The sequence below is a fragment of the Cellulosimicrobium cellulans genome (assembly GCF_016907755.1).
Classification (GTDB): Bacteria; Actinomycetota; Actinomycetes; order Actinomycetales; family Cellulomonadaceae; genus Cellulosimicrobium; species Cellulosimicrobium cellulans_D.
Genome location: NZ_JAFBCN010000001.1, coordinates 2,771,499 through 2,785,787 on the forward strand (window position 1 = coordinate 2,771,499; position 14,289 = coordinate 2,785,787).

General features: G+C 75.3%; 16 protein-coding genes. 5 read left to right on the top strand and 11 right to left on the bottom strand.

The genetic code is table 11. The features are described from left to right. Positions 1 to 78: 78 nt before the first annotated feature. Together JOE63_RS12075 and JOE63_RS12080 are read right to left on the bottom strand one after the other, a co-directional pair. Positions 79 to 543 (bottom strand): hypothetical protein, encoded by a 465-nt coding sequence (locus tag JOE63_RS12075; protein WP_204541601.1) that lies wholly within the window; start codon positions 541 to 543, stop codon positions 79 to 81. 116 nt (positions 544 to 659) lie between these two features. Beyond that, on the bottom strand, positions 660 to 1,154 hold the full coding sequence (locus tag JOE63_RS12080; RefSeq protein ID WP_307840065.1) for an NUDIX hydrolase: 495 nt from the start codon (positions 1,152 to 1,154) through the stop codon (positions 660 to 662). A 221-nt stretch (positions 1,155 to 1,375) separates the two neighbouring features. Between JOE63_RS12080 and JOE63_RS12085 the strand changes: the two genes are divergently transcribed. Next, positions 1,376 to 1,798 (top strand): hypothetical protein, encoded by a 423-nt coding sequence (locus JOE63_RS12085; protein WP_087472048.1) that lies wholly within the window; start codon positions 1,376 to 1,378, stop codon positions 1,796 to 1,798. A 19-nt stretch (positions 1,799 to 1,817) separates the two neighbouring features. Here JOE63_RS12085 and JOE63_RS12090 read toward each other — a convergent pair whose 3' ends face one another. After that, complete coding sequence (locus JOE63_RS12090) at positions 1,818 to 2,342, bottom strand: putative immunity protein (protein ID WP_087472049.1); 525 nt, start codon at positions 2,340 to 2,342, stop codon at positions 1,818 to 1,820. 289 nt (positions 2,343 to 2,631) lie between these two features. Here JOE63_RS12090 and JOE63_RS12095 point away from each other — a divergent pair, with 289 nt between their 5' ends. After that, positions 2,632 to 3,390 carry a DinB family protein gene (locus JOE63_RS12095; RefSeq protein ID WP_087472050.1) on the top strand — a complete coding sequence of 253 codons (759 nt, stop codon included), beginning with the start codon at positions 2,632 to 2,634 and terminating at the stop codon, positions 3,388 to 3,390. Positions 3,391 to 3,396: 6 nt separating this feature from the next. On the opposite strand, the gene JOE63_RS12100 is transcribed toward JOE63_RS12095, so the two are convergent. Then, positions 3,397 to 3,894, bottom strand: coding sequence for an AAA family ATPase (locus tag JOE63_RS12100; protein WP_204541604.1), 498 nt, complete (start codon positions 3,892 to 3,894; stop codon positions 3,397 to 3,399). After that, entirely contained in the window at positions 3,891 to 4,670 is a 780-nt protein-coding gene (locus JOE63_RS12105) for a class I SAM-dependent DNA methyltransferase (protein WP_204541607.1), read from the bottom strand. The genes JOE63_RS12100 and JOE63_RS12105 overlap by 4 nt, the downstream gene beginning before the upstream one ends. Positions 4,671 to 4,771: 101 nt before the next feature. Here JOE63_RS12105 and JOE63_RS12110 point away from each other — a divergent pair, with 101 nt between their 5' ends. Continuing rightward, positions 4,772 to 5,212, top strand: coding sequence for a pyridoxamine 5'-phosphate oxidase family protein (locus JOE63_RS12110; protein WP_204541609.1), 441 nt, complete (start codon positions 4,772 to 4,774; stop codon positions 5,210 to 5,212). A 26-nt stretch (positions 5,213 to 5,238) separates the two neighbouring features. Here the strand turns inward: JOE63_RS12110 and JOE63_RS12115 are convergent, their stop codons facing one another. From JOE63_RS12115 to JOE63_RS12125, 3 genes are all read right to left on the bottom strand, one after another. Continuing rightward, positions 5,239 to 5,982 carry an SHOCT domain-containing protein gene (locus JOE63_RS12115; protein ID WP_204541611.1) on the bottom strand — a complete coding sequence of 248 codons (744 nt, stop codon included), beginning with the start codon at positions 5,980 to 5,982 and terminating at the stop codon, positions 5,239 to 5,241. Between the two features lie 149 nt (positions 5,983 to 6,131). Continuing rightward, a complete protein-coding gene (locus tag JOE63_RS12120) occupies positions 6,132 to 6,770 on the bottom strand; it encodes an FMN reductase (RefSeq protein WP_087472055.1) in 639 nt (212 codons plus the stop codon). A 172-nt stretch (positions 6,771 to 6,942) separates the two neighbouring features. Continuing rightward, positions 6,943 to 8,130 carry an LLM class flavin-dependent oxidoreductase gene (locus JOE63_RS12125; protein WP_087472056.1) on the bottom strand — a complete coding sequence of 396 codons (1,188 nt, stop codon included), beginning with the start codon at positions 8,128 to 8,130 and terminating at the stop codon, positions 6,943 to 6,945. 366 nt (positions 8,131 to 8,496) lie between these two features. On the opposite strand from JOE63_RS12125, the gene JOE63_RS12130 reads away from it, so the two are divergent. Both JOE63_RS12130 and JOE63_RS12135 read left to right on the top strand, forming a co-directional pair. Beyond that, positions 8,497 to 8,841 carry an RNA polymerase-binding protein RbpA gene (locus JOE63_RS12130; protein WP_021483180.1) on the top strand — a complete coding sequence of 115 codons (345 nt, stop codon included), beginning with the start codon at positions 8,497 to 8,499 and terminating at the stop codon, positions 8,839 to 8,841. Between the two features lie 100 nt (positions 8,842 to 8,941). Beyond that, the gene (locus JOE63_RS12135) at positions 8,942 to 9,739 is read left to right on the top strand and encodes an inositol monophosphatase family protein (protein WP_204541614.1); all 798 of its coding nucleotides are present in this window, start codon (positions 8,942 to 8,944) and stop codon (positions 9,737 to 9,739) included. Between the two features lie 25 nt (positions 9,740 to 9,764). On the opposite strand, the gene JOE63_RS12140 is transcribed toward JOE63_RS12135, so the two are convergent. From JOE63_RS12140 to JOE63_RS12150, 3 genes are all read right to left on the bottom strand, one after another. Then, positions 9,765 to 10,577, bottom strand: a complete 813-nt coding sequence (locus JOE63_RS12140) for a polyprenol monophosphomannose synthase (RefSeq protein ID WP_204541617.1) — start codon at positions 10,575 to 10,577, stop codon at positions 9,765 to 9,767. Continuing rightward, positions 10,574 to 12,310, bottom strand: coding sequence for an apolipoprotein N-acyltransferase (gene lnt, locus JOE63_RS12145; protein WP_445082674.1), 1,737 nt, complete (start codon positions 12,308 to 12,310; stop codon positions 10,574 to 10,576). Before lnt ends, JOE63_RS12140 begins: the two co-directional genes overlap by 4 nt. A 309-nt stretch (positions 12,311 to 12,619) precedes the next feature. Continuing rightward, complete coding sequence (locus JOE63_RS12150) at positions 12,620 to 14,260, bottom strand: amidohydrolase (protein WP_204541619.1); 1,641 nt, start codon at positions 14,258 to 14,260, stop codon at positions 12,620 to 12,622. Positions 14,261 to 14,289 lie beyond the last annotated feature (29 nt).

A 14,289-nucleotide genomic window follows, 5' to 3' on the forward strand; every position in this document is an offset into this window, starting at 1 on the left:
CCGAGGTCGCGAGGATCAGCGACGACGCGTCACCACGCTGTTGACCTAAACACAATGGTTTGCGTCGTATGTCCGATTCTAGGCATCGTAGCCCAGAGTGCGGTCCCGCACCAGGAGTCGCCGGGGCGCACGGACGTCCGGGGCGTCCGTCAGCTTGAGCTCGTCCTGTGGCGCATCGGTGCCGCCGGACCCTGCCCGCGGCGCGCGTGCGGGGGACACCGAGCGCCAGGCCCACACGGCGACGGTCGCCGCGCCTGCGGCGACACCGACGAGGACGAACGCCACCAGGGTCAGGGCGAGCGCCGGGACCCAGGCCAGCGTCACGAGCGTCGTCGTGACGAGCCGTCGGGGACGACGGCCGTCCGGCGCGAGCCCGGTGAACGGCGAGGTCGCGGCGAACGTCCCGGAGACGGTTCCTGACGACGCCCGGGACGGCGTGAGCGCCACCAGCCCTGCGAGCAGCCGCCGGCCGTCGCTCCGGTCCGCGGTGCCGCCGCCGGAACGGTGCGTGCCGAGCCGGGGTGCGTACGTCGTCGTGCTCATGACGAAGGGGAGCGCGCGGAGGCCCTCCGTGATGCGTCGGAGCAGCTCCTTCCGCCGCGAAATGACATAATGTACATTATCGGCGCCCCGCGGGTGGGGTCGCGGATCGTGCGTGTTCAGGCCTCAGCGACGACGGGAGCCGGCTCCCAGAGCCCGTCACCGTTGATGCGATGTGTCATCACGAAGGAGATCGGAGCGTTCGGCCAGCCGACGAGCTGCTGCTTGATCAACGGCACGATGAACGGACTCACCGTGTCCAGCGCGAACGGGTCGACCCATGCCGCCTCCAGGACATGTGGCTCGTCCGCGGGCACCCGGGGCACATCGCTGCTCGCGGCCGTCGCGTCGAAGAAGCAGACCAGCTTGCGCCGTCGTCGTTCGTGCCACTCGTGAACGCAGGTGGCAACCAACCGACCGACCTCGATGGCAACACCGGTCTCTTCAGCCGTCTCGCGCGCAGCAGCCTCCTCGAGCGTCTCGCCACGTTCGACGTGACCGCCCGGCAGCTCCCAGCGCGTGACGCCCAGCCGTTCGTGCCGAATCATCAGCCACTTCCGATCCCGGCGCGTCATCGCGAACGCTGTCACGGTCGTCTCCCACGGCTCAGCCACGGTCCGACCCTACGGGCTCCTCGGAGCTGGCCTGCGACCTCGTCGCGTGCGCACGTGCCCGATCGTGACCTGCGGACCCTGCCTGCAGGTGCTCCACGCACAGATCCCTTGGAACCCCGTACGTCGCCGGCGGACAGCCTGGTGCCGTCACGCACCTCTGGCGGCCCGCGGAAGAGGCAGAGCGGATGCCTGTGAGGCATCGGCGATGTCTACTGGCTCCCGTGGGAACCGTCGCTCTCGACCCCTCGACCCGGTGCGCGATCGACGCCGTCACCGCGCTGCGACTCGTGCGCGACGACGTCGGCCTCGGTGCACGACGGCCGCTCGTCGGCCCCTCCGTGCTGCGCAGTCACGCGCTCTCGATGCTCTACCGCGACGTCCGCGACGGCGTGCTCGACGAGACGACGGCGCGCGCCCGCCTGGAGGGCATCGCTGCCCTGAAGATCCGCCTGCTCGGCGACCGCGTCTCGCGGGCCACGGCGTGGCGGATCGCTCACGAGCTGGACGCGGACGACATCGCAGCCGCCGAGTACGTCGCCGTGGCCGTGCTCCAGGCCGACGTCCTCGTGGCCGGTGACGCGGGCGTCGTCGCCACGGCGGACGGGCGGATCCCTCTCGCCGCCTACGTCGACCTGCTGCGCTGAGCAGCCCCTGTCCCCTGCCTCAGTCGTCGAAGACGTCCCAGCAGATCGCGCTCCGGCGCCGCTGGTCGTCGAGGACGAGCTCGCGCAGCTCCGCCGGGATGCGCTCGCGCTGCCAGTCCCGCTCCGCCCGGCGCGCAGCCTCCGGGTCCTCGCCTCGCGCGTCGGCGTCAGCGACCGCCGCCCGGATCGCGTACGCCGCCGCGCCCAGGTCGTGCGCCGCGACGTGCGCGACCGCGACCGCCTGCCCGGCCGCGAGCGCCGCGTACTTGACGGGTGCGGGCTGGTCGCGCCCGGCGGCGTTGGCGACGAAGGCGGTGCTGTGGGCGGTCTTCATGGGGACCTCGCCGCGGATCCAGGCGCGGGCGACGTCGAGGGCGTCGCGGGGTCGGGTGTCGTCGGGCCGGGCGTCCTCGAAGATCGGCAGGACGTGCTCGGTGCACTCGACGGCCCACCGGGCGAGCTGGCGGTGGTGGTCGTCGGTGAGGGTGCCGCCACGTCGGACGGTGATGAGTCGGGGGTCGCGTTCGGTGGGCAGGATCGGCATGGTCCGATGCTCCCCCGGGCCGTCCGCCTCTGGCCACCCCTAACCTGCGGTGGTGTCGGCAACGGTGTGGTCGGAGCGTGGTGTCGGACCGCGTGGTGGCGCGGTCCTCTGGTGGGGCGCGGGTCGGGCGGCGTACGGTGCGTTCGTCGTCCCCGCTCGTCGTGACCGTGGAAGAGGTGCACGCCTCTCCCCTGCCCCGACGCCGTGGTGCAGCGTCGCCGCCGCACCACGGCCTCTCCCCCGGGCTGGCCGGGTTCTTCGGGTGGGTCACGTCCACGAGGAGGCGCTCATGGCCCGGTTCACCCGCACGGACGACCTGCGCGGCGCGACGTTCGACGGTGCGGACCTGCGCGGTGCGCGGTTCGTGGAGTCCGATCTGTCCGGTGTGGTGATGCGAGGCGTGCAGGTGGAGGGCGTCGACGTCGATGCGCCCTGGCTCGCGGACGGCGACGCGTCGTTCCGGGTGAACGGGGTGGACGTGACCGGGTTCGTGGAGGCAGAGCTGGACCGCCGGTTCCCGGGGCGCGAACGGCGTCGCGCCACCGACCCGCAGGGGCTGCGCGACGCGTGGGCGGCGCTGCAGTCGACATGGGCCGCGACGCTGGACCGGGCGGCGGCGCTGCCCGCGAGCGCCGTGGACGTGTCGGTGGACGGCGAGTGGTCGTTCGCGCAGACGTTGCGGCACCTGGTGCTGGCGACGGACGCGTGGTTGGGGCGGGCGGTGCTGGAGATCGAGCAGCCGTTCCACCCGTTGGGGCAGGCGGGTCCGCAGGCGGCGGAGGACGGGCTGGACCTGTCGCTTTTCGTGACGGGGGCGCCGTCGTACGCGGAGGTGCTGGAGGCGCGCGCGGGCCGGGTCGCGATGGTGCGGGACTTCCTGGCAGGGGTCACGCCGGAGGAGCTGGTGGTGGTGCGGCGCAACCCGTGGTCGCCGCAGTACCCGGAGACGACGTTGTCGTGCGTGCACGTGATCCTCGAGGAGGAGTGGGAGCACCACCGTTTCGCGGTGCGTGACCTCGGTGCGATCGAGGGGTCGCTCGGTGCGTGAGGGTTCCTACGGTCCGCCGTCGACGACGCGGAGCGGCCCCTCCTGCGGGGTCGGCTCCTCGAAGCCGTCGAGGTAGGCGGTCGCGAGGTCCTCGGGGACGAGGACGTCGTCGGGCCCGGTGCCGCGCCGTCGGGCGAGCCGGGCGAGGACGACGTCACGCGGGGTCCGGACGCGGTGGACGACGGGTCGGACCCCCAGGGGCGCGAGGAGGGCGCGGTAGCGGTCGCGCGAGGCGCGGGACCAGAAGGACGTGTCGACGACGACGGGCACGCCGTCGGCGACGAGCTCGGTGAGGCGCGCGCTCAGGGCGGTGTGGACCTCGTCGGCGACGTGGGCCGGCAGGGGGTGGTCACGGTGCCCGCGCCGCCAGGCCTCCTCGTCGAAGGAGAGCGGGACGTAGCCGTGCCGGGCGAGGCTGCGGGCGTAGGTCGACTTGCCGGACCCTGCGGGGCCGCAGACGAGGACGACGAGTTCGCCGGGGTGCGGGCGGTCCTCGGTGGTCATGAGGCGTCCGCCGTGGTGCGCCGGTACACGGACACGTGGGAGCGGGACTCGGCGGTGAACGGCTCCCCTGCCCATCCGGCGTGCCGGGTCTCGATCTCGAGGCCGGCGAGGCGGGCCATGAGGTCCAGCTCGGCGGGCCAGACGTACCGGTGGGGCGTGCGGTGGACCTCGGCGCGGCCGTCGTCGTCGAACCGGACGTGGTGGGACACGACACGCTGGTGCAGGACGTCGTAGGTGTCGACGCCGAGGTAGCCGGGCTCGTCGTGCCAGACGGTCGCGGTGCGGCCGGGCGGGAGGGCGCGCAGCTCGGGGACCCAGAGCTCGACGACGAACCGGCCCCCGGGGGCGAGGTGGCGCGCGGCGTTGCGGAAGCACTCGACCTGGGCGTCTTGCGTGAGCAGGTTCGCGATCGTGTTGTACACGAGGTAGACGAGCGTGTGCTCCCCCGGCACCCGGGCGGTAGCCATGTCCCCGATGACGACGGGCAGGGTCGTCTCGTCGGCCTTCTCGCGGAGCCGAGCGACCATGTGCCGGGAGATCTCGATGCCGGTGACCGGGACGCCGCGCGCGGCGAGCGGGATCGCGACCCGCCCGGTGCCGACGGCGAGCTCGACCGCGCTCCCCCGGCCCGCGAGCGCCGCGAGCCGGCCGACGGCGGGATCGAGGACGTCGGGCGCGAACATGCCCTCGCCAGGGGTGTCGTACCGGGCGGCGGTGTCGGCGTCCCAGAGGCGTTCCTGGTCGGTGCCGCCGAGGTCGGTGCGGGAGGCTGTCATCGTGCGACGGTGTCAGGTGGCGTCCGCGGCGGTCCAGGGATTTCGTGTCGCCGGGCCCTCGACGCCTCCGGTCCGGCGGTGCAGGACGCTACGGTGGCCGCATGGATCGTGAGGCGTTCGTGAGGTATGTCCGGTCGCAGGGGTGGGGTGTCGTGGCGTCGCTCGGTGCGGAGGGCGCGCCCCAGGCTGCGTTCCTCGCCGTGGCGGCGACGGGCGCGGGCGAGCTGGTGTTCGACGCGCGTGCGACGTCGCGCAAGGTGGCGAACCTGGCCCGGGACCCGCGCGTCGCCGTGACGGTGGGCGGGACGGACGGGACGACGCTGCAGTGCGAGGGCGAGGCGGACGTCCCGGTCGGCACGGACCGGGACCGGTGCGCCGCAGCGTACGCGGCGGCGTTCCCGCAGTTCGCGGGGTCGCTGGCGGACGAGGGCATCGTGCTGCTGCGGGTCGTGCTCGCGTGGGCGCGGTACGGGGACTTCCGCGACGGTGGGTCCGTGCTGACGGCGGTCGACGTGACCGGGTGGGGTCCGGCCGGGGGCTGATCGCGGCGCGTCCCGGCGCGGGCCGGTCAGCCGAGCAGCGCCTGCTTCGCGCGTGCGAACTCGGTGTCGGTGAGGTCGCCGGCGCGGTGCAGGGCGGCGAGCCGTTCGAGGCGGGCGACGAGCGCCGCTCCCCCGTCGCCCGTGGCGGCGCTCGCGGCGGGCGCGCCGCGCCCGACGACGCGCCACAGGGTGCGGGCGAACACGCCGGGGCGCCGCGCGGTGCCGGCCTGGCCGGGGTGCAGGCGCGGCACGCGCGGTGAGGGCATGGTCCGGTCGTCGACGACGACGCTCCCGGGTCGCGTGTCCGCGAGCGACCGGGCGAAGCGCGCGAACCGGGCGGACGACCCGTCGAGCAGGACGGCGCGGGTGGTCCGGGCCCCGGGGCGCTCGTCGCGCCAGGTCACGACGACGGTGGGACCGTCGCCCGTGACGGTCACGACGGGTCGCCCGGCGGGCTCGAGCACGGTGTCGTCGCCGCGGACGAGGCGCAGCCGCGCGCCGTCCCACACGAGCCGGCCGCCGGCGACGTGGAACATGGCCGGGTAGCGGGGCGCGGCGGAGAAGCGTGAGGTGTCGGGTGCCCTGCCGGGGATCGTGACGACGCCGACGGGACGCCGACGGGGCGGGGCGGGGGCGACGGGTCCGTGCTCGGCCAGCGCCTCCACGACGGGGACTGCGACCGTGACGGGGGCGACGGGCTCGACCGTGGGCGCCGGGGCGGGGTCCGGCGGGGGGACCTCGGTGTGGCCCTCGGTCGCGCTGGTGCTCATGGTGCTCCCCCGTCGTCGTCGGTCCCCCGATCCTGCCGCGGGGCACCCGCCCGGGGCAAGCCCCTCGGGCGACGTCCTCGCAGGTCAGGGAACGGTAGCGCGCCCCGGCCGGGAGCACCGGTGGCCGGGGCGCGCCGTCTGGGGGCGGGTCAGAGCCCGCCGAGCAGCGCCGAGAAGTCGGGCGTGGCCGCGAACGGGTCGGCGGGGCCGGCGTTCTTGCGCAGCGCGACCTTCTCCGCGAGCTCGCGCCCGGCGCGCGCGATGCGGGCAGGCAGCCCGCCACCGGAGTCGGCCTCGGCGGCGGCCCAGTCGTCGGTCGCGGCGAACACGGACGTCGTGGCGACGTCGGCCCGCAGGTAGGTGAACAACGGGCGCAGGGAGTACTCGAGCGCGAGCGAGTGGCGGGCGGTGCCGCCGGTCGCGCCGAGCAGCACGGGCGTGCCGGTGAGCGAGTCCTTGTCGAGGACGTCCACGAACGACTTGAGCAGCCCCGAGTACGTGGTGGTGAACAGCGGGGTCGTCACGACGATCCCGTCCGCGGCGGCGAGGCGCTCGAGCACCCCGGCGAGCTCGCCCGTGGGGAAGCCGGTGAGCATCGCGTCGACGACGGCGTGCGCGTGGTCGCGCAGCTCCACGGTCTCGACCTCGGCGCTCACGCCGAGCCCCTGGAGCTCGCGCACCGTGGCCTCGGCGAGCCGGTCGGCGAGCAGGCGCGTGGAGGACGGCTTGGACAGCCCGGCGGAGACCACGACGAGGCGGCGGTCCGGGGCGGGGGTGCTGGCGGTCATGCGGTGCTCCTGGGGTGTGGCGTGTGGTGCGGGGGTCGGCCCGTCGCCGGGCCGGACGGTGCGGGGGTGCCCGACGGCGGCAGGTCGAGCGGGTGCACGGGGCACCCCTCGACCGTACGCCGTCGGGCGGCCGGTCCCGCGGCCGGTGACGCCGGCCGCGGGACGGAGCGGGTCACAGCCCGAACGCGGCACCGGCCTTCGCCGGCTCCTGGTCGTCCTCGGCGGTGCGCCCGGTCCAGCGGTCCTCGGTGCCGCCGACGTGCGCGGCGCCCTCGGTCCCGGCGGCGCGGGCCGCGGCGACGCGCTCGGCGTGGCTCGGCGGGTTCGCCGGCACGTGCGCGGGCCGGGCGGCCTCCATCTCCTTGCGGAGCACGGGCACGACCTCGCCCGCGAGGAGGTCGATCTGCTCGAGCACCGTCTTGAGGGGCAGGCCGGCGTGGTCCATGAGGAAGAGCTGGCGCTGGTAGTCGCCGACGTGCTCGCGCATCGCGGCGTACCGGTCGATCACCTGCTGCGGGGAGCCGACGGTGAGCGGCGTCTCGCGCGTGAAGTCCTCCATCGACGGGCCGTGCCCGTACACGGGCGCGTTGTCGAAGTAGGGGCGGAACTCGTCCCACGCCTTCTGGGAGTCCTTGCGCAGGAACACCTGGCCGCCGAGACCGACGATCGCGGTGTCCGCGGGGCCGTGGCCGTGGTGCTCCCAGCGCTGGCGGTAGAACTGCACCATCTGCTTGGTGTGGCTGATGGGCCAGAAGATGTTGTTGTGGAAGAACCCGTCGCCGTAGTACGCGGCCTGCTCGGCGATCTCGGGGCTGCGGATCGACCCGTGCCACACGAACGGCGGCACGCCGTCCAGCGGGCGCGGGGTCGAGGTGAAGCCCTGGAGCGGGGTGCGGAACTTGCCCTCCCAGTCCACGACGTCCTCGGTCCACAGGCGGCGCAGCAGAGCGTAGTTCTCGATCGCGAGCGGGATGCCGTTGCGGATGTCCTGCCCGAACCACGGGTACACCGGGCCCGTGTTGCCGCGCCCCATCATGAGGTCCATGCGCCCGTCCGAGATGACCTGGAGCATCGCGTACTCCTCCGCGAGGCGCACGGGGTCGTTCGTCGTGATGAGGGTCGTGGACGTCGACAGGACGATGTTCTTCGTCACACCGGCGAGGTAGCCGAGCATGGTCGTCGGCGAGGACGGGACGAACGGCGGGTTGTGGTGCTCGCCCGTGGCGAAGACGTCCAGGCCCGCCTCGTCCGCGTGCTTCGCGATGGTCAGCATCGCGCGCACGCGCTCGGTGTCGTCGGGGGTCCGGCCCGTCGTGGGGTCCGTCGTGACGTCTCCGACGGTGAAGATGCCGAACTGCATGGTGTGCTCCCGTGAGTCCTAGGTCGATGCGTTTGCATGTACATGGCGCTCAACCGGGGACCCCCCGGGTTTGTTCCCGGGCACGTCCGGCCCCGGTGTGAGCGTGCGCACGTCCGGCCCCGCCAGGGCCTCGACGAGTTGCGTCGGGCATCGAAACCCGGGAGCCTGGGACCGCGACGCGCCGAGGCGGACCGGCTCGACGCCGTGGGGGCGGCCCGGCCGCGGAGACCCGCGACGTTCACCGGACCTTCACGACGCGCCGGAACACCGACCGACGGCGAGGCGTTGCCTCTCGTAGACCGGGCCGCTGTCCGCACCCCACCGGGAGCGCCCCACCCACCCCCGAAGACCCCTCAGGAGGACACCATGGCCGACCGTTCGCTGCGCGGGATGAGCATCGGTGCGAAGAGCATGGAGTCGGACGAGGGCGTCGACTTCGCCCCCCGCTTCCAGGCGCACTACGACTGCCCCAACGGGCACACCATCATCCTGCCGTTCTCGACCGACGCCGAGGTCCCCCCGGTGTGGGAGTGCCGCTGCGGCGCCGAGGCGCTCCTGCGCGACGCGGAGCGCCCCGAGCCCAAGGCCGGCAAGCCCGCCCGCACCCACTGGGACATGCTGCTCGAGCGCCGCACCATCTCCGAGCTCGAGGAGCTGCTCGACGAGCGCCTCGGCCTGCTGCGCGCCGGCAAGCTGCGCCGCAGCGCCTGACGCCACCCGCCCGCACTCACGCGAGAGGCCCGGACCCCTGAGGGTCCGGGCCTCTCGCGCGTCCGGACGCCGCACCCGCCGAGCCCGCTACGCTCGCGCCGTGCTCACCCCCACCGACCCCGACCTCGAGGTGGCCGTCGCCGCGGCGTCGGCCGCCGCGCACGTCCTGCGCGCGCAGCACGGCACGGACCTGGAACGGTTCGCCAAGCCCGGCGGAGACCTCGCGACCAGCGCGGACCTCGCCGCCGAGCGCGCGATCCTCGACGTGCTGCGCGCCGCGCGCCCGCACGACGCCGTCACCGGGGAGGAGTCGGGCGCGTCGGGAGAGCGCGACGCGCCGCGGCGCTGGCTCGTCGACCCGCTGTGCGGGACCCTGAACTACGCCGTAGGCACCACCGCGGTCGCCGTGAACGTCGCGCTGCAGGTGCGGGGTCGGACCGCCGTCGCCGACCCGTTCGCGCACGAGGTGCTCTGGTGCGACGGGGACCGCGCCGGCCGGCGCACGCCCGAGGGCGACGACGCCCCGCTCGCCCCGACCGTGGGGCCGGGCCTGGTCGACCTCAACCTCGACCCGCCCTTCCCCCGCGCCCCGGGCTTTCGCGCCGCACGCCTCCTGACCGACCCCGCGTTCACCGGGCGGTTCCGCCCGCGCGTCGGCTCCACGACGCTCGCCCTCGCGTGGGTCGCCGCGGGGCGCCGAGCGGCCTACGTGACCGACGGCCACCTGGAGGGCAGCGTGCACTTCGCCGCCGGCATCGCGCTGTGCGTCGCGGCGGGCTGCATCCTGAGCGACCTCGACGGGAACGCCGTGCACTCCGGCGCGGGCGGCCTCGTGGCCGCCGTGGACCAGGCCACGCACACCGCGCTCCTGCGGGCGGTCCGCGACCAGGAAGCCTGACCAGCGGCACGGGTGCCGCGCGACCTCAGCCCGAGGCGCGGCTCCCCCGCCCCCGCACGACGGCGGACAGCTGGGCCGCGCGGCGTCGCGCACCCCACACCGTGACCTTCCACAGCGCCTCGGTGACGATCGCGCGGCTCATCTTCGACCGGCCCGCGGTGCGCTCGACGAACGTGATCGGCACCTCGACCACCCGTCCGCCCGCGCGCTCGACCCGCCAGGCCATGTCGACCTGGAAGCAGTAGCCGTGCGACTCCACGCTCGCGAGGTCGACGGCGCGCAGCGCGTCGGCGCGGTACGCGCGGAAGCCCGCCGTCGCGTCACCCAGGCCGAGCCCGAGCGCGAGCCGCACGTACACGTTCCCGGCACGGGAGAGCACCTCGCGGTGCCACGGCCAGTTCTCCACCTGCCCGCCCGGCACCCAGCGCGACCCGATCACGAGGTCCGCGCCCGCACCATCGCCGGTCTCCCCCGCCGGCGCGAGCGCGGCGAGCAGGGACGGCAGCTGCTCGGGCCGGTGCGACCCGTCGGCGTCCATCTCGACCAGGACGTCGTACCCGGCGTCCAGGCCCCAGCCGAACCCCGCGACGTACGCGGCGCCCAGGCCCTCCTTGCCCGCGCGGTGCAGCACGTGCACGCCCGGGTCCGTGGCGGCCGCGGCGTCGGCGAGCTCACCCGTCCCGTCGGGGCTCGCGTCGTCCACGACGAGCACGTCCGCGTCCGGCACCGCCGCGCGCAGCCGCGCGAGCGTGCCCGGCAGGGTCAGCGCCTCGTCGTACGTGGGCACGACGACGAGCACGCGGCCCGGCGCGGCGGGCTCCCCGCGGCGCTCGCTCACCGCGCGTCGTCCCCGGTCGCGGCGGGCGTCGCGGACGCCCGGGTCGCGCCGCGCTCGCGGACGACGCTCCCGACCCCCGCCGCGAGGAGGCCGAGCGCGAGGAGCTCGACGACGCGGCCGGGCCAGTCCCCCGCCCGCACGGCCGGGGTCAGGCTCGTGCGCAGCGGCAGGTCCGCGACGAGCTGGTCGGCGGTGAACAGCTCGGTGCTCTGCAGGAGCTCGCCGTCGGGGGCGATGACGCCGCTCACGCCGACGGTCGAGACCTGCACGGTCGCACGCCCGGTCGACACGGCCCGCAGGCGCGACATCGCGAGCTGCTGCGTGGACTCGGCGGTGTACCCGAAGGAGGCGTTGTTGGTCTGCACGACGAGCACCTCGGCGCCCGCGTCCACGGCGTCGTTCACGAGGCCGTCGTAGGCGACCTCGAAGCAGATGACGACGCCGAGCGGCACGGTGCGCCCGAGGCGCTCGGACGCGAGGTCCACGACCCCGGTCTCGGTGCCGGGGATCATGTCGATGCTCACGCGGTCGACCTGGTCGGAGAAGATCCGCAGCAGGGACCGCAGGGGGATGTACTCGCCGAACGGCGCGGGGTGCTGCTTGGCGTACCGGTCCACGACGCCGGCGCCCGGCTCCCACAGCAGCGACACGTTGTACCGGCCGCCCGTGTCCGGGTACTCCTGCGCGCCGACGAGGATCGGGGCCTCCACCTCGCGCGCGGCGTCGTCGATCGCCCGGGCCACGTCCGGCGCGGTCTGCGGGTCGAGGTCGGAGCCGTTCTCGGGCCACAGGACGACGTCGAGGTCGCCGGGCTCCACCTGGTCCAGCAGCGCGACGGTCCCCTGCAGGTGGTTGTTCAGCACCTCGGCCCGGTTCGCGAACGACCCGAGCCCGGGCTCGCCCACGTTGCCCTGCACGGCCCCGACGGCGAGCGTGCCCGCCTCGGCGCGGGTGTCGAGCGGCACGAGCAGGGGTGCGGCCACGAGCGCACCGGCCACGACGACCGGGACGACGGCCCCCGGCACGACGTCGCGGCGGCGCACCAGCGCGAGCACGGCGACCGCCAGCAGGGACCCGGCGAGCGCGACGAGCAGGGACACGAGCACCTCGCCCCCGAGCCACGCCGCGCGCCCGAGCGGGGAGTCCGCCTGGGAGAACGCGAGCCGGCCCCAGGGGAAGCCGCCGAACGGGACCTCGGTGCGCGCCTGCTCGACGCCGACGAACAGCAGCGCGAACGCGACCGCCTGCGCCCACGGGCGCCCGGCCAGCCACGACCACCGCCGCGCCCACACCCAGGCGGCGCCCAGCACGCCGACGAAGCACGCCTCCATGACGGACAGCGCGACCCACGGCACGGTCTCGGTCGCATAGTTCGCCCACCACAGGTGCGGCAGGAAGAACGCGAGCCCCCACACGAGCCCGACGAGGAAGCCCCACCGCGCGCCGTCGCGCCGCAGCCCCCAGAACAGCGCGGCGACGCCGACGAACGCGAGAGGCCACCACCCGCGGTCGGGGAACGCCGCGTCGGTGACGAGGCCGCCCGCGACGGCCAGGAGCAGCGTGAGCGGCCGCGACGGGGGCCCGACGACGGTGCGCTCGTCCGCCACGCCCGGGACGCGGCGACCGGTCTCGTCGGGTCCGGTCGCGGGTGCCGCGGAGTCCGGGGCGGAGGTGTCAGGTCCTGCGGGGTGGGATCGCCCGGCCGGGGTGGCCGTGGGCTCGGGGGCGTGCACGGGTGCACCCTACGCCACGCACCTGCGCCGGAGCCGGAGAGACCGGCGGCCCGGCGGGTGAACACCGGATGGTCGCAGGGGGCCGGCGGAGGGCCGGCGACGGGTGAACGTGTGCGGGCTCGCGCGCCCTTCGGCCCGTACCCAGCCGCCACCGGCGGAGCACGTTTTCTACTGAGCGCGCGAGCCCGGCCAGGTACCCGGCGCGGCACGCCGAGGGGTCGTCGTCGGTGGCTGATCCCCCTGCGGCCGCGGGGGCCGGAACACCCTGTCGAACCTACTCCGGCTCACGGCCCTGTCAAGCGGTAGCGGTCAGACGAACGTGTCGAACAGCGGGACGCCGTCGCGCACGGTCTGCAGGCACCGCGGCCGTGGCACGTCCGGGCCGAGCTCCGGCAGGAGCGGCTGCCCGGCGCGCGCGTCCGTGCTCCACGACGACGTCGTGCGCCCGAGCGCGCCCTGCACCACGAGGTGCTCGGCCCGCCACACCGCCAGGTGCGCCGGCGCCCCGACGCGCAGCTGCCCGGCGCCCGTGTGGTCCAGGCCCGCGATGCGCCACCCGCCGCGCGTGTGCGCGCGGAACGCGGCCCGCGCCGAGATCTGCTGGTCCGGGTCGACGTGCGACATCGCCGCGAGCACGCCCGCCCACGGGTCGAGCCGGGTCACCGGCGCGTCCGACCCGAACGCGAGCGGCACGCCCGCCCCCGCGAGGTCCGCGAAGGGGCTCAGGCCCTCCGCCCTGGTCGCGCCCACGCGCGCCGCGTACATGCCCTGCGGCCCGCCCCACGCGGCGTCGAACCCGGGCTGGATGCTCAGGCTCACGCCGAACAGCAGGAGCGACGCCAGCGCCGTCGCGTCGACGAACAGCGCGTGCTCCACCCGGTGCCGCGCCGCGCGCACCGCGCCCTGGCCGTGGACCTCCGCGGCGACCTTGAGCCCGAGGACGAGCTCGTCCATCGCGCGGTCCCCGATGACGTGGAACCCGCCCTGCGTGCCCGCCGCCCCGACCGCGGACAGGTGGTTCGCGATCTGCTCCGCGCTCAGGTAGAGGTTCCCCCGGTCGGTGGGGTCCCGCCCGTCCTGGTAGGGCAGGCGCATCGCCGCGGTGCGCGACCCGATCGACCCGTCCACGTTGAGGTCGCCCGCGAGTCCCGTCAGACCGGGCACGTCCGCGAGGACCTCCCGCGCGTCGTCGACCGTGGTGCACAGCTCGCCCCGGTACCCGACGACGTGCGCCAGCCCCGAGGACGCCTCGCCCGTGAGCGCGAGCAGCTCGCGCAGCCCGGCGCGCGTGTCGATGTGCGGGGCGCTCATCTCGTGCACCGACACGATCCCCTGCTCCGCCGCGGCGCGCAGCGCCGCCCGGTACAGGTCGGTGCGCCGCGTCGGCGACACGTCGCGCGCGACGTCCCGGGCGACGTGGTGCGCCTCCCCCGTGACCCAGCCGGACTCGTCCCAGCCCGGCCGCTCCGCCAAGGCGCAGCGCCGCGCGAGCGTCGTGGAGACCACGGCCGAGTGCACGTCGACCCGCGCCGCGTACACGGCGCGCCCGCCGGCGGCGGCGTCGAGCTCGTCGCGCGTCGGGGGGCGCCCCTCGGGCCAGGACCGCTCGTCCCACCCGAACGCGAGCACGACGTCGTCGTCCCCGACGCCCGCCGCGGCCTTCCCGACCGCCTCCAGCGCCGCCGCGAGGGTCGTCACGCCGGCGCTCGCGGACAGGTCGACGCCCGCGAGGGCGAGCCCGACCTCGAACAGGTGGACGTGCGCGTCGACGAACCCGGGCGCGACGAGCGCGCCGTCGAGGTCGATCACGCGGTCGGCGCGGGCGGCGAGCCCGTCGGCCGTGTCGTCGGCGCCGATCCAGGCGATGACGCCGTCGTCGACGAGGAGCGCTTCTGCGAACGGGTCGGCCTGGGAGTGGATCACGCCGCCGCGGTACAGGGTTGAGGCCACAATCCTTCACGATACCGCCACAACCGCCC